Raw genomic sequence first — 15,559 nt, forward strand, 5'->3', positions numbered from 1 at the left:
CAATGATCTATAAGATCTAAGCTTAAACTCTGAGAATCGGTGTACGTCTTACATTGATTGGATCACCTGCCATACTAGAATCTCTATGATAGACTTCAAACCCTCCATTAATTTTTGGCACGATTTTAAAAGCAACCAACGTGCAGGCATGTGGTTATTTTTGGGTTCGCGTAAATCTTTACAGATCGTGAGACCTTCGATTTTACAGTTAATCTTTTGGGGTATTTTAGGTGGCAGTGCCAATACACTGTTTAGCTGGTTATCGAGTGGTGGTGCAGGGCAGTTTAACTCACAGGGTTTGGTCAGCTATGCGTTATGGCCTTTTATTGCACTGATCGTTGGGATTTTCTTATCGCAAAGGATTGATAATACCCGTTTGATGTTAGTGCCTGCAGTTTTATGGTTGGTATTAGATACCCATATTGCAGTCTTACAGAGTTTAATACAGTACTTGTTATTACAAGATTTATTACCAGACTGGGTCTATGACTATTTGCCGATTGTCTTTGCGGTATTATTTGTATGGCAAAGCTTAGCTGTGGTTTGGGTTTTTGCGCGTGAGTTGCATTGGCCATGGTGGGAACGCGGGCTGATTATGTTGGCCACTTTATTTGTTTTAATTGTCTGGCAAATTTCAGCAAGAGACCAACCCATCTGGAAAACCACAGAAAGCCCGCCGAGTATTTCTGAACAGGCATTTTATGCACAGAGCCAGTTGCTTAATCAGACTTTGGCAAAAATTGAATTGGGTGAGTTCGCACAAACCAAGTGGTATTTTTTGGGGGTGGCCGGTGCCAATTATCAAGATGTATTTAAATTAGAAATCGAGCGCATCAAAGAACAGTTTGATACGCGTTTTGCCACTTTTGGACGTTCTTTGGCATTGATTAATAATCCTGAAACATTAGAAAAAACCCCTATTGCTTCAAAAACCAGTATTGCTATGGCATTAAAACGTATTGGTCAGCAAATGAATCCAGAAAGTGACGTATTATTTTTATATATGAGCTCACATGGTGTACGCAATCAATTTGAATTAAGCAATGATCCGATCGATTTAGACAATGTCGATCCCAAATGGTTACGTAGCGCATTGGATCAATCTGGCGTGCGTTGGAAAGTCATCGTGATTTCGGCGTGTTATTCAGGAAGTTTTGTACCCGCATTACAATCACCCGATACCTTGGTTATTACGGCATCTGCGGCAGATCGTGATTCTTTTGGTTGTAATAGCGATGCCGATGCGACCTATTTTGGTCGTGCTTTCTTTGAACAAGCGATGCGTGACCAAAATAGTTTAAAAGCCGCTTTTGAACAAGCACAGCATACCATTCAGAAATGGGAAGATAACCAAGGTTTAACCCATTCTGAACCACAATGGGTGATTGGGAAAAATATGGAATTAATGCTACCGCAATTAGAACAGCATTTATTTCCACAAGCAGCAACAGCGCATGTAAATAGCGCGCCTCAACAACAGGATCATCCTACGGCGGCTGGCGTATTTTAATTTTTGTTTTTTAACGCGCGTTTTTAATGCGAGTTAGAACAGGAATTTAGAACAGGAATAATGTCTATTTGTTATAAACCCCATGTACAGCCTGTCATGGGGTTTATGTTTATTTAGTCTAAAATAAGTTATTATTTCCTAAATTTTGTGTTTGGTTTCAAATTAAGTGCTTAAATCTTAATGGCTAAAATCAGTATAGAATTTTATTTTAATCTTCATGACATATCATCAATTTACTGTAAGCTTTCTCAGTAAAATTGAACTAAAACAAGAGAACATAATGCAACAGTCTAATTCTAACGATCCTTTTTCTAGAGAAAGTGAATCGAATATACCTAATTTTCCACCACAAGCACCTGCTCCTTTCGAGACCAAAATATTGCCATTTAAATTTTATGGTAAAGCGGGTGAATACTTCGGTATCTGGATTGTCAATATCCTCCTGACCTTAGTGACTGCAACATTGTATGCGCCGTGGGCTAAAGTCCGTCGACTGCGCTATTTTTATCAAAATACCGATTTTGCTCAGCGCCGTTTTGACTTTACCGGCGATCCAGTCAAAATCTTTTATGGTCGTTTAATTGCGATTGGTTTATGGGCAGTCTTTGCCATACTTGGCAATTGGGATCCACGTTTTGCCTGGGTTGGGTTAGTCCTTATTTATATTGCGATTCCTTGGTTAATTCGCTGTACCCTAAGCTTTACTGCACGTAATAGTAAATTTGCCAACAGCCGTTTTTATTTTTCAGGTACCACGGGTAAAGCCTATATTGAATTAATCAAAGCCTTATTGATTTATATCTTTACTTTGGGCATTTTTTCACCGGTTGGGCTGTGGTTATATTACCGCTACACTTTTGATCATCTTTATGCAGGACAACTGCGCTTTAAGTTACATGCCACTTGGGGCAATTATATGGGGGCGGTATATGTCCCCGTCTTGGTCTTATTTTGCGTCATAATCGTCGCATTATTTAGCATGTTGCCTATACTCTCTTCGGTTATTGGGCAAATATATCAAATTAATGATAATGGAACCGTGCCTGATCCGTCGGTATTGTTGCCATTGTTCATGATGATTTTTGTCGTCTACTTTGGTTTGTTACTTATTTTTGCACCATGGGTGCAAGCACGTATTTTTATAACCACGTGGAATAATGTCACAGTTGGTGATAGCCAATTTAAGACCAGTTGCAAACAGTCAGTATTTATCTGGATTATTTTGAGTAATACTGTTCTGCAAATTGTGAGTTTGGGATTATTGACGCCTTGGGCAATGGTACGTTTATATCGATATAAAGTAGAATCGCTAAGTTTGCAGCTCAATGATGATCCTGATCAAATGTTGAACTTACTACAATCTGCCCCGAGTGCGATTGCGGAAGAAATCAGTGATATCTTTGACTTTGATATTTCACTGTAGATTTTGAGATCTTAGGCGATGTGAAAGTCTTCTACTGATCATTATTTTTATATTAGACATAACACTAAATTACCGATAAAAGGTCTGAATACATGCAGTCGATTGACGTGATATTTTACGATGGTTTAATTTCCAAGCCGCATCAAGCGCAGTTGTTAGAGCTTGACCGAGAACACATCATGGTGCGTTATCAGGATCGGGAACCCAAAACTGTTCGTTTTCATCGCAAGCAAATGACTTTTATCGGTGCTTTAGGGCAGAGACATCCAGTGATTGAGCTGGATAATGATGCCCGTATCGAATTTTTAAGTACAGATATTCCGACATGGTTACCGATTAAAAACCTCGGTTTACATCATAAAATCTGGAAGTTAGAACGAACTCCCAGCATGATTGTCATGAGCTTTTTTGTGGTGGTTATCTTCTGTGCGGTATTTTTAAAATGGGGTGTGCCGTGGATGGCAAAAACGGTGGCTTATAATTTACCGGAAAACACCTTACAACGGATTGGCAATCAATCGGAAGAGTTGGTAATGACCCTGACCAAGCCGTCGCAGTTAGATCCACAACAACAACAGCATTTACAACAGCTTTATAAGCAATATATTGCAGAAGATCGCCCAGCACGGTTGTTATTTAGACGCGGGCAACAGTTGGGTGCCAATGCATTGGCGATTCCTAACAATACGATTATTATGACCGATGAATTGGTTGAGCTGGCACATAGTGACCAAGAAATCTTAGGTGTCTTGGCACATGAACAAGGTCATTTAAAAGAGCGTCATAGCTTACAGCAAGCCTTAGCCAGTTTTGGGTTTAGCTTAATTTATATTGCGATGACAGGCGATTCATCTGACTTACTCAACAGTGTGCCTGTTGCTTTGGTTGGAGCGAACTATTCACGTGACTTTGAACAAGCAGCGGATGATTATGCCTTAGATTTGATGGCTAAACAAAAGCTGCCTGTTGAGCATTATGCCAATATGCTGCAACGTTTAAGTGATCAAGCTGGTGAAAATAAAGTCAATAATCCACTGATGGACTTGATGTCTTCTCATCCAGCAACGGCGGACCGAATCCAGCGGGTACGAGACTTTGAGGCACAACAACAGCACCAAAGCAGCGCGCAGTAAAGCCGACATTACTGTGACATTTTGTTATAATCGGCTGGTGTAATCCATCCAGCCCAGGTAAATTATGACCCAGCCTTATCTTATCGCACCATCGATCCTTTCTGCTGATTTCGCCCGTTTGGGTGAAGACGTTGCCAATGTACTTGCCGCAGGTGCCGATGTCGTGCATTTTGATGTCATGGACAACCACTATGTTCCCAATCTAACGTTTGGAGCAGGGGTGTGCAAGGCATTGAAAAAATATGGGATTAAAGCACCGATTGATGTGCATTTGATGGTCAGCCCAGTCGATCGCTTAATTGGCGATTTTCTTGAGGCTGGTGCGGATATTATTACTTTCCACCCAGAGGCTTCGGCGCATATCGATCGTTCTTTACAGTTGATTCGCGACGGCGGTGCCAAAGCTGGTTTAGTATTTAACCCCGCCACGCCTTTACATTATTTAGATTATGTACTGGATAAAGTTGATCAAGTGTTATTGATGAGCGTAAACCCGGGCTTTGGTGGACAGAAATTTATTCCATCTACGCTCAATAAATTACGTCAAGCACGTCAAATCATTGATGCGTCAGGGCGTGATATCCGTTTAGAAGTTGATGGTGGTGTTGGTCCAAGTAACATTCGTGCTATTGCTGAGGCAGGTGCCGATATGTTCGTGGCAGGTTCTGCAATTTTTAATCAAGCAGATTATGCCGTAGCCATTCAACAGATGCGTGATGAATTGGCAAAAGTTGGTAGTCGCGAGCTTTAATGCAAATGCTGCGTGACGATTTCGTGTAAATCTCCGATACCGATCAATATAATGTATTGATTTGTATTGTGGATAACTTTGTTGAAAACTCTGTTTATAACCTTGTTGACAACTCTGTTTATAAGCTTGAGTATAAGTTGTTTATAAATCATTAACATGCAGCTTTAAAGCTTAAAGCTGCTCAATAAGTCCTTAGGATTGGATGTGTTTAAAAGTCGTTATTGTTTTGCATTACGCTTATTGCTTCTGCTCATTTGTATGAGCTGGAGCGTGCTGCCTGCATCAACGATGGCTGCACATCTTATGCCGATGCAAAGGTCTGTGACGACCATGTCAGATCATGTGTCGTCAACGCAAAATGTTACGAAGCAAGCAGCATCGACTTTAGCGGCTTATGCGCAGTTGGCGATAACAATCTGCCAGTATAATTCTGCCCCGCAAGCACAAGCTGAAATGGGTGCAACAGATGTTACTGATCCAACAGTTATAGCGACTACCACATCTTCGGCGGCACATGCACAGGCTACACATCACGAGCAAAGTGACACGCCAGCCCATGCACACTGTATGGATGGCGCACATACACAGAGCAGCACCCTGCATGATGTCTGTAGTCAGTGCAGCATACTGGGTTGCCAGATGCTTTATGCCGTGAGCACAACACCCCAGAGCTGGGCTATGCCGGCTTGGGAACATCCAGAAGCGCAGCGTCATGCGCGTCCTATCTCTCATTATCAATTGGCTTTTTGGCAGCAAATTTTAAAACCGCCTCGGGCATAACATCGATTTAAAAACAATCTTTTTTTAAATTTCGAGGTCAGTTATGTCTATTTTTCGAGGGCTGCTAACGCTAACGTTACTCAGCTTTATCATGCTACAAAGTGCAGTTGCTGCTGTGCGCGAATATCATTTAAGTATTGCTGAAAAGCCTGTACGCATTGGCGATAAAACGTTTTCACGTATTGTGGTAAATGATCAGTTTACAGCACCCTTACTGGCGTTTGAGGAGGGGGATGAAGCAGTTATTCATGTCCACAATAAACTCAAAAAGCAAGACAGTTCTGTGCATTGGCATGGTTTGTTATTGCCCGGCCTTATGGATGGTGTTCCTGGTCTAAATGGTTTTCAAGCGATTCCAGCAGATGGGCATTTTAGTTATCGTTTTAAGATCAGACAAAGTGGCAGTTATTGGTATCACGCACATTCCCGTGCCCAAGAACAAGATGGTTTATATGGTCCCTTGGTGATTTACCCCAAAGGTCATTTTCAACAGCCAGTTGCTGCGGATCAGGACTATGTGATGATGCTATCTGATTTTCACCCGAGTCGTGGTGAACAGATTATGCGTAACCTAAAAAAATCAGCCGATTATTATCAGAATCAACGTGAAACCTTCAGTGATGTCTGGCGTCAAAGTCAGCAAGATGGCTGGCAAACAACATGGCAACAGCGCAAAATGTGGAATCAAATGCGCATGCTACGAACGGATTTATCCGATGTTACCGGTTATGCTTTTTTGCTCAATGGTCAACCCAATACGCAACCTTGGACAGGGCTATTTCAGCCACAACAAACAGTGCGCTTACGTTTTATCAATGCCTCAGCGATGTCTTTTTTTGATGTTCGTATTCCTGGTTTAAAGATGACGGTTGTTGCGGCAGATGGGCAAGCCGTACAGCCTGTCACGGTTGATGAATTTCGTATTGGTACTGCAGAAACCTATGATGTGTTGGTTGAGCCCAGCGCAGATGCTTACCAAATAGAGGCAGAGTCTATAGACCGTAGTGGTTTTGCCTTAGCACGTCTACAAAATGCACAAGCAGCGCCAGTTGCCTTTGCGGTACCGCAAGCGCGTCCACGTGCGCTATTGACCATGCAAGATATGGGGCATGGCGAAATGCATGGACATGATCAGACGCATAGCGAGCAACATCAGCCAACATCATCACATGGTCAGACTGAAGGATCACATGCCACAAACCATTCATCGATGCCGCATATCGAGTCCGATTCAAGTCATGATCATTCATCGATGTCGCATATCGAGTCCGATTCAAGTCATGATCATTCATCGATGTTGCATACCGAGCCCGATTCAAGCCATGATCATTCATCGATGTCGCAGATGCAAGCTCAAGCGCATTCTGGTGATGCACAGAGCACAGTACATAACATGGTTGCTACTGATGTGCTGACGATGTCAGATCAATTGCCAACTGTGCCACACCAAAGCATAAAGCCTGCTACGGTTGAGGGGTGGGGCAATGCCGCAACGCCTGCGGGGCATCGCGCATTGCAATATCAGGACCTAAAGGCCGTTACGCCACAGCCTGATCAAAGACCTGCGACACGTGAGCTGGAAATTCGTCTAGATGGCAATATGGAACGGTATATCTGGACCTTAAATGGTAAAACCCACCATGAAGCCACACCACTGCAAGTTGGTTATGGTGAACGCGTGCGGTTGAAGTTTATCAATGACAGTATGATGGCACATCCGATGCATTTACATGGCATGTTTATGCAGTTGGAAAATGGTCAATCTGCTGCCTATATGCCCAATAAACACACCTTGATTGTTGCACCTGGACAAAGCGTCAGTGTGTTATTGACCGCCAATGAATTGGGTGAATGGGCAATTCATTGTCATCTGCTCTATCACATGACTGCTGGCATGATGAATAAATTGGTGGTTGCCCATGTTCATGAGCAAACCCAGAACAATCATGCTGTTCAGCACAGCACAACGGTGGAGGCACAGCATGCACATGAATAGGATTCATTTAAAAAGCATTGGTTTGACAAGCATTCGTTTGCAAGGCATGCATTGGCAAAGTATTTATTTGTCAAATCTTTATGGGGCTAATGTATGGCGTATTGCAGCGGCTATAGTGCTGCTGGTGATGTCTATGGTGTTGATGTTGGCTGCGATCCCCGTGCATGCAGCGACAGCTGGCGATGCACATTTACATGGTGGTGAAGTCTATCAACGTACCGATGTGCACTTAGGCTGGCAAACTCAGCAACATGATCATGATACATTGCAAGGACGTTTAGAAAGCCGTATTGGCACAGATCAACATAAGCTGTATTTGGATGCCAGTGTCGAGAAAACACAATCAGAGCCTAGTGAAAAGAGTCTGAGTGCATTATATAGCCGTAATATGACAACTTTTTGGGATGTGCAAGCGGGGATGCGCTATCGGCATCAAGCGGATCAGCCCAATGCCTCAGATCGTTATGATGCTGTTATCGGTATCAATGGCTTAGCACCATATTTCTTTGAAACCAAAGCACATCTTTATATGGGCAAACAGCTACAAGTTGCAGTCGAATTTGAACGTGATCTGTTATTAACACAGCGCTTCATTGTACAGCCTTATGTAGAGGCGAATGTGATTTTGCATGATGCATCACGTCATGCACTGGATCGTGGCTTAAGTGAATTTACCTTGGGCGTGCAAACGCGCTATGAAATCAACAAAATGTTTATGCCTTACTGGGAGTTTGGTTATCGTTATCAGCAGCAGTTGCAACAACAGGCAGAGCAAACGCATGTTGAGCAAAAATCTGAAAGCAATTGGTTTACTGGTTTAGGCATGAGATTTTTATTTTAAATCAATCACGCCGCCTTGCTGAGCGGGTGATGAACCCTCATGCTGAGGCGAACTAAGTTTTAAGCTAGGCTAAATCGCTTCGCGTGTATCAAATCAATCGTCACAAACGCAGCAAAATGACCATATAAGTTAAAAAAACCTAGGGTTTATCCTAGGTTTTTTATTATTGCTTAATGATCATGTGCGTAAATTAAATTGAAGATTGGATGGGTAAGTCAATAAGCTGTTGGCAAGACATAATTTCAGCAAAAGCATCTTGTAATGCAGCAATCGCTGAACGGTGTAGTTCATGATGTGTAATAATTTTTTGCTGACTATCTGGAAGATGACGTGTTGCACAAGCATCTTCAACAACAATCACTTTATAGCCATAAACTACAGCATCACGTGCTGCAGCTGTTACACACATGTGTGTCATTAAGCCTGTAATGATCAGTTGTTCGATCGCATATTTTTTTAAAATAGCATTAATATTTGAGCCTGCAAAAACACTGACCATGTTTTTTTGAATCACATGATGCTGGGGATGAGGTTGAATTTGAGGGTGAAATTCTGAGTTATGATGGTTTTCAGCAAATATTAAACTATCCGGTTTATTGAGATGCTGGATATGAATGACGGGGATCTGATGTTGGTCTGCAAAGGCTATGATTTGCTTACTCTTGCTTAATGCAACAGCACCATCTGGTATGGGTAGTTGACCAGAAAAATATTCATTTTGAAAGTCGATGACCAGTAATGCCGTTTTTTGGGGGGTAAGTTGTTTGGTAGATGGTGCAGCTGATAATGCTCTAATAGTAGGATATAACATGATTTTTACTTATTGGCTGAGTGAGTCTATTAGCTTAAATAGATTATGGTATGACCAAGAGTGCTAATAGGGCGAGATTACGATGTAATCTGGTCAATTTATTGCCATTAGAATGATTATTCCTGTGTTGAGGATTCGGGGTGGAATTGCTTGCGGTATAAGCTCGGGGCTAATCCCATGTAACGACTAAATTGCTGTCTAAAGTTGATGGTTGAGCTAAAACCCGATTGTTCAGCAATATAATCAATAGGCCAATGTTTTTGTGTTTCCAGTAAATAGCGAGCATGTTGGATGCGTTGTTGTAATAACCATTGATGAACTGTACAGCCTGTTCGTTTTTGAAAATTACGGGTAAAACTTCTAATACTCATGTGTGCGTAATTGGCAAGTTGTTCAAGTGACTGTGGCTGGTTCAAGTTAGACAACATCCATTGCATAGTACGCGAGATTTGATCGATATTTTTTTGTTTACTTAACGGTTTAGGCACTTTTTGACTTTGCATTCCCATGCGATGAGGGCCAATAACCAAATGCTGTGCAATCTGATTGGCGATCTCTAACCCATGATCAAGAGCTACAATATGAAGACAACAATCCATGGCGGCGGCGGTACCCGCGGAAGTAATAATATTTTGTTCTTGAATATATAAACAATCTGTTTGCAATAAGATATTGGGGAAATCTCGTTGTAATTGATCTAAATAAGCCCAATGTGTAGTGGCTTTACAGTGTTCTAATAAACCAGCTTTGGCTAGAACCAATGTGCCTAGGCATAAGCCTATGATTCGATTTCCTTTTTGTTTTGCTTGTTGTAATTGGTCAATTAATGCAGGAGAGGGGTGAATATTCTGATTTGACCACGCTGGAATAATAATGGTATCTGCATGAGCTAAAATTTGATAATCATGATCTATATGAATTGCGAAGCCTGCATTTGTTTCAATAAGCCCTTTATATTGACTACAGATTTTAAGTTCATAATGTTTGGGTTGAGATTGTAGGATGGGGTGCATAAAAATAATGCTAGGTATAGATAAGTGAAATGGACTGATGTCTTCAAAAGCAACAACTACAATTTGATGATTCATGGTTTTATTTCTATTTTTAAATATAATTTTGATTGTTAAATCGGTAATAGCAGTGAATATTGATACTTAACAATGTTGTTCAAAGCTATTACCGATTTATTTTTATAATTTATAACAATACATCAAAACCGTTTGGGAATTTTTTGACCATTTTTAACGGGTGTTTCGGCATTCTGTAACACCTGAAAGAGCCATGTCTCTGCATGATGCACTGCAGCTTCCAAAGTATCATCTTGGGCTAATCGACCAGCAATAAAGCTAGCCAATGAACAGCCTGAGCCGTGATATTCACCTGCCAAGCGCGGGCAACGACTTTCGCTGACCAATTCACCAGCAACATAAAGCTGATTTAAAATGTAGTTAGGGGTATCTTCATGCCCACCTTTGACCAGAATTGTTTTGGCGCCTAAGTCAAATAAGCGTTGTGTGGCAAGCTGTAGATCTTGTTCACCCGCTAAGGCTCGCAGCTCAACCGTGTTGGGGGTGATGATGGTGGCTAATGGAATCAATGCTTGAAAAGCAGTGACCAAGGTTGCCATATTGCCGAGGCTGCCACCACTGTTGGCGACCAGCACAGGGTCTAAAACAAATTGATAATCTGGATGTTCATGCAAGAAATGTGCAAGCGCGGCAATATTATCGGTGGTGCCTAACATGCCTGATTTGACACAACGGATCGGGAGGTCTGCGACCACTGCATTGGCCTGCGCCAATAAGAGTTCCTTGGATGTTGCTTCAAAACCAAACACTTGTTGCGAATTCTGAATCGTTAATGCCGTGCAAGCAATCGCAGCATGTGCGCCACTTTGCCCAATGGCTTCTATATCAGCCTGTATGCCTGCACCACCAGAAGGGTCTAAACCAGAAAAACAAAGTACTGTAGCACGCACCGTGATATCCTTATATGACTCAATGAGAAAGTTAAACTATGATGCAGTGTAGCGAAACTGCGTGCATTCATCTAGGCTTATGCACAAGAGTCAGCCTATGCGGTGTGATGATTTTGTTGTTCTAAGTGGCAGATGCTAGCGCAGATAACAGAAAGATTAGACGGCAAGCCGTGTGATCGACATGCTGCATTGCAGCTGAGTATTGGGCATAACGTATTTTAAATCAGCTATTTGCTGTGATTGGGTCATGTGTGATTAAGAATATTCTGATAGATTTAGATGGAACTTTAACGAATCCCCAAACGGGAATTACTGGTTCTGCACGTTATGGTTTGGCGAAAGTAGGGCATGTGGTTGATGACCAAGAAGATTTAGATTGGATTATCGGTCCGCCTTTAAAAGCTTCTTTGGCCAAGATTTTAGGTGTCGCTGAGCAGGATGACTTAGCCGAGCAGGCTTTGCTGGGCTATCGCGAACGTTTTGCCAGTATTGGTTTATATGAGAATGAAGTCTATGCCGATGTCGCAGTGACTCTGGCACAATTGCAGCAATCGGGTTATCAGCTGTTTTTAGCAACAGCAAAGCCGATCATTTATGCAAAACAGATTTTAGATCATTTTCATTTACTGCAATATTTCACGCAAGCTTATGGCAGTGAGCTCTCTGGGCTGCGAAGTCATAAAGCCGAGTTAATCGACTATATTTTACAACAAGAACAATTAAACCCAGCAGAATGCCTTATGGTCGGTGATCGTGAGCACGATATTTTTGCTGCACGCGCCCATGGGATTGATACTATTGCGGTCAATTATGGTTTTGGCAGTGAGGCAGAGTTGACTCAAGCTGCGCCACGTTATCGCATTGATCGTTTTGCCGAATTATGTGATGTCATGGCAGGCTTAACTGCATGAGTTTCGCTATAGGTCAAATGCCAGATTTAAAAATCAATCAAACGGGTAAAATTGCCTCATCTTCTTAGATGGGGTAGCTCAACAATAGCCATATTGACATATTTACTTACACCCTCGAGTGATTTTTCGCATGGAATCCATGATCTCTTTGATTTGTCTGTATAAGCTCCAGACGAAAAGAATGAACATGGAATAAAAACGTGCGCAGTTATCGCATTGACATCCTTCGAGCCATCGCCATTCTATTGGTATTGCTCCATCACTTTAATATTCCCTATAAATTGCACGATACCTTTTTAGGGGTAGAGCTTTTTGGGGAAAGTCTGAGTACGCTCTTGGCACGTAATGGGAATTATGGTGTCACACTATTTTTTGTGATTTCTGGTTTTTTAATTACCCAGCACAGTCTTCAGCGTAGTCAGGGTCAATTGGCCAATATTCAAGTTAAAAATTTCTATATTCGGCGCATCGCAAGGATCGTACCGTGTCTATTGCTTTTGGTGCTGATGGTCAGTGGCTTAGCTGCCCTAGAACTCAAACCGTTTATGAATCAAGCGCCAAATGATATAGCGGTCTCTTATGGGCTGACAGTTTTTGCAGCACTGAGTTTCTGGATGAATCTGTTGATTATCCAGTTTGGCTGGGTCAACTATGCGTTTGGGGTACTGTGGTCATTATCGGTTGAAGAAGTTTTTTATCTGATTTTTCCTATACTTTGTGTTTTGCTGCCGCGTGTCAAAGCCTTAGCCCTAGTACTCTTGGCGGTGATTTGTTATGCACCTTATTTTCGTGCGCTGCATTTTGGTGATGAAAATGGCGCTTATCTCTATCATTATTTTGCTAGCTTCGATGCCATTGCTATCGGTTGTTTAACTGCGCTGTGGGCACAGGCGAGACCTCGCAGCACGCAGCTGCCGTTTTATCTACAAGGCTTAGCCGTGATGATCATGCTCGGCGTGTATTTTTATGCACCGATTAAAGCGGTGAGTACTTGGAGTATGACGTTATTTGCTTTAGCGGCTGCGGTCATGGTTTATGCAGCATCATTGGCAAAAAATCCACAACAGCCGCATCTGGTGCAGCGTATTTTGGTATGGATTGGTCAACGTAGTTATGAAATGTATTTATTTCATTTGCTCATTTTGGGCATCTTCAAAGTCTTTTATGTGCCAAAAACAACATTGCCACAGGAAAAACTATGGTTGTTATTGCTTTATTTTATTGCGACTTTCCTATTGAGTGCTGTGATTGAGCGGTATTATGCACGACCTTTGAATGGTCAGATCCGACAACGCTGGCTGAGCAAAGATTAAACATCAACAAAAGATTGAACATAAGCAATCGCAACGCCTGCGGCTAAGATTTCAGCATCGAAGTCAGGTAAAAAGCAGTCGTATCTTGAGATAGACTTGATAGAAACATCTCCAGATAAAACATCTTTATATAAAAAAGCCAGTGCAAAATACACTGGCTTTTTCGTTGCGTATGGTGCTTGCTTAGAAATTGGGTTTGACGACCACCAAAATCACCACTGCTAATAAAATTAGCGTCGGCATTTCATTAAAGAAGCGCCAAAACTTATGCGATTTATAGTGGGCATTATTGATGAGTTTTTTACGATAATAACCACAGACAAAGTGGTAAAGCACCAATAAACCAACAAGAGCAACTTTAATATAAAACCACGGCGCCTCATGGTAATGGTAGAGTGGATCACCCCAAGCCACCAAATAATGCGCCGTAATCAGGGTGGCTATCATGGATGGCCACATTATGCCACGGTAGAGTTTACGTTCCATGACCTCAAAGCGTTGATGACTAACGGCATCGTCGCTCATGGCATGATAAACATATAAACGCGGTAAATAAAACAATGCCGCAAACCAACAGACCACAGCAATAATATGTAATGCTTTTACCCATAAAAAAGCATCTGAAGGTGCATCCATGAAAAATCCTACTTAGAGGCTTAGCCCCATTTCTTGAAAACTAGGCAGGCATTAACCCCACCAAAACCAAAACTGTTACTCATCACAGTATTCAGTTTTACGTCACGTTTTTCAAGTACGATATCATAGCCTTGGGTACCTTCATCCAATTCTGTGACATTAATATTGGGTGCGATAAAGTCATTTTGCATCATTAAAATACTATAAATGGCTTCTTGGACGCCCGCAGCACCAAGGCTGTGACCGGTCATGGACTTGGTTGAACTGAGTGCCGGAACTTGACCTTCACCAAAAGCACGCCCCATGGCTTTTAATTCGGTGACGTCGCCCGCTGGGGTTGAGGTCCCATGGGTATTAACGTAGTCGATTTTATCGACGCCGTGTTGTTTGGCTTCTTCTAAAGCCATCAAAATACAGCGTGTTGCACCTTCACCACTCGGAGCCACCATATCTGCGCCATCGCTATTGGCGGCATAGCCCACAACTTCAGCGAGGATATTGGCACCACGTGCTTGTGCATGTTCTAAGGATTCAAGCACCACAAAACCACCGCCACCTGCAATGACAAAACCGTCACGGTCTTTAGAATATGGGCGTGAAGCTTGCTCTGGCGTGTCATTGTATTTGGAACTCAGTGCGCCCATAGCATCAAATAATAAGCTTTGTGACCAGTGATCTTCTTCACCTCCACCAGCCAACATCAGGTCTTGTTTACCCAATTGAATGAGATTGTAAGCATAGCCAATGGCGTCGGCAGAGGTGGCACATGCACTGGTAATCGAATGCGCAACACCTTGTAATTTAAAAGCTACCCCAAGGTTGGCGGTAATGGTATTTGACATATTACGCGGTACAAAGAATGGACCGATTTTACGTGCACCTTTTTCTTCGAGCAGTTTGACCATTTCAGCCACAGATGCCGTAGAGTTTCCACCCGAACCACCTGCGATCCCATAACGTGGGTTATTGGCTAAATCTTCTACGCTTAAACCCGCGTGTGCAATGGCATCCACTGCGGCATTGTAGGCGTACATGGCACAAACGCCCATAAAACGTTTTAGCTTACGGTCAATATTATCAAATTGTTGTTCTGCCGGAGCACTGACATGACTTTTAAAATTAAGCTCAGCATAAGTCGGGTTGTGACGTGTACCTGAGAGACCATTCTGTAATGAGTGAGTGACGTCTTCGAGTGAATTTCCTATACACGAGTTGATACCCATACCTGTAATAACAACACGACGATTCATGCAAAGTCCTTTGAATTAAATAATGAAAGAATGGAATTTATTTAAACGTTTTTCTGTTCGGCTCGCAATGGCGAAAGATATAGATATTGTAGCGCGCCGGAAGAAGAGAGAATGTCTGTATTGCCACTGCTATTTTGCAGATTATTTGCATTGTAGAATAAAATTAACGCTAAGTCATGGAGCTAGATGATGCGTTAATTATTATGCTTTTTATATTATATCGATT

Annotated in this window: 14 protein-coding genes; 9 read left to right on the plus strand and 5 right to left on the minus strand. The window is 42.1% G+C overall.

Going from position 1 to position 15,559, the window contains the following annotated elements; translation table 11 throughout:
* The first annotated feature begins 85 nt into the window (after nucleotides 1-85).
* From BFG52_RS02525 to BFG52_RS02555, 7 genes are all read left to right on the plus strand, one after another.
* Nucleotides 86-1,510, plus strand: a complete 1,425-nt coding sequence (locus BFG52_RS02525) for a C13 family peptidase (protein ID WP_067552203.1) — start codon at nucleotides 86-88, stop codon at nucleotides 1,508-1,510.
* A gap of 280 nt (nucleotides 1,511-1,790) precedes the next feature.
* Nucleotides 1,791-2,933, plus strand: coding sequence for a YjgN family protein (locus tag BFG52_RS02530; RefSeq protein WP_067559032.1), 1,143 nt, complete (start codon nucleotides 1,791-1,793; stop codon nucleotides 2,931-2,933).
* A 92-nt stretch (nucleotides 2,934-3,025) separates the two neighbouring features.
* Complete coding sequence (locus BFG52_RS02535) at nucleotides 3,026-4,066, plus strand: M48 family metallopeptidase (protein WP_067552206.1); 1,041 nt, start codon at nucleotides 3,026-3,028, stop codon at nucleotides 4,064-4,066.
* A 64-nt stretch (nucleotides 4,067-4,130) separates the two neighbouring features.
* Nucleotides 4,131-4,817, plus strand: a complete 687-nt coding sequence (rpe, locus tag BFG52_RS02540) for a ribulose-phosphate 3-epimerase (RefSeq protein ID WP_067552209.1) — start codon at nucleotides 4,131-4,133, stop codon at nucleotides 4,815-4,817.
* Between the two features lie 204 nt (nucleotides 4,818-5,021).
* The gene (locus BFG52_RS02545; protein ID WP_067552213.1) at nucleotides 5,022-5,597 is read left to right on the plus strand and encodes a hypothetical protein; all 576 of its coding nucleotides are present in this window, start codon (nucleotides 5,022-5,024) and stop codon (nucleotides 5,595-5,597) included.
* 43 nt (nucleotides 5,598-5,640) lie between these two features.
* Nucleotides 5,641-7,593 carry a multicopper oxidase domain-containing protein gene (locus tag BFG52_RS02550; RefSeq protein WP_067552217.1) on the plus strand — a complete coding sequence of 651 codons (1,953 nt, stop codon included), beginning with the start codon at nucleotides 5,641-5,643 and terminating at the stop codon, nucleotides 7,591-7,593.
* Entirely contained in the window at nucleotides 7,580-8,434 is an 855-nt protein-coding gene (locus BFG52_RS02555; protein ID WP_218921014.1) for a copper resistance protein B, read from the plus strand. The genes BFG52_RS02550 and BFG52_RS02555 overlap by 14 nt, the downstream gene beginning before the upstream one ends.
* 190 nt (nucleotides 8,435-8,624) lie before the next feature.
* Here BFG52_RS02555 and BFG52_RS02560 read toward each other — a convergent pair whose 3' ends face one another.
* The 3 genes from BFG52_RS02560 to BFG52_RS02570 all read right to left on the minus strand — a co-directional run bounded on the left by BFG52_RS02560 (nucleotide 8,625) and on the right by BFG52_RS02570 (nucleotide 11,223).
* On the minus strand, nucleotides 8,625-9,245 hold the full coding sequence (locus BFG52_RS02560; protein ID WP_067552223.1) for a cysteine hydrolase family protein: 621 nt from the start codon (nucleotides 9,243-9,245) through the stop codon (nucleotides 8,625-8,627).
* A 116-nt stretch (nucleotides 9,246-9,361) separates the two neighbouring features.
* A complete protein-coding gene (locus BFG52_RS02565; RefSeq protein ID WP_067552226.1) occupies nucleotides 9,362-10,333 on the minus strand; it encodes a GlxA family transcriptional regulator in 972 nt (323 codons plus the stop codon).
* Between the two features lie 122 nt (nucleotides 10,334-10,455).
* A complete protein-coding gene (locus tag BFG52_RS02570) occupies nucleotides 10,456-11,223 on the minus strand; it encodes a hydroxymethylpyrimidine/phosphomethylpyrimidine kinase (RefSeq protein WP_067552230.1) in 768 nt (255 codons plus the stop codon).
* Nucleotides 11,224-11,474: 251 nt separating this feature from the next.
* Between BFG52_RS02570 and BFG52_RS02575 the strand changes: the two genes are divergently transcribed.
* Together BFG52_RS02575 and BFG52_RS02580 are read left to right on the plus strand one after the other, a co-directional pair.
* The gene (locus BFG52_RS02575) at nucleotides 11,475-12,134 is read left to right on the plus strand and encodes an HAD-IA family hydrolase (RefSeq protein ID WP_067559034.1); all 660 of its coding nucleotides are present in this window, start codon (nucleotides 11,475-11,477) and stop codon (nucleotides 12,132-12,134) included.
* Nucleotides 12,135-12,334: 200 nt separating this feature from the next.
* Complete coding sequence (locus BFG52_RS02580; RefSeq protein WP_067552233.1) at nucleotides 12,335-13,447, plus strand: acyltransferase family protein; 1,113 nt, start codon at nucleotides 12,335-12,337, stop codon at nucleotides 13,445-13,447.
* 183 nt (nucleotides 13,448-13,630) lie between these two features.
* Here BFG52_RS02580 and hemJ read toward each other — a convergent pair whose 3' ends face one another.
* On the minus strand, nucleotides 13,631-14,083 hold the full coding sequence (gene hemJ, locus BFG52_RS02585; RefSeq protein WP_067552236.1) for a protoporphyrinogen oxidase HemJ: 453 nt from the start codon (nucleotides 14,081-14,083) through the stop codon (nucleotides 13,631-13,633).
* Between the two features lie 20 nt (nucleotides 14,084-14,103).
* Nucleotides 14,104-15,333, minus strand: a complete 1,230-nt coding sequence (locus BFG52_RS02590) for a beta-ketoacyl-ACP synthase II (protein ID WP_067552239.1) — start codon at nucleotides 15,331-15,333, stop codon at nucleotides 14,104-14,106.
* Nucleotides 15,334-15,559: the final 226 nt, after the last annotated feature.

It is taken from the genome of Acinetobacter larvae (assembly GCF_001704115.1).
Taxonomy (GTDB): Bacteria; Pseudomonadota; Gammaproteobacteria; order Pseudomonadales; family Moraxellaceae; genus Acinetobacter; species Acinetobacter larvae.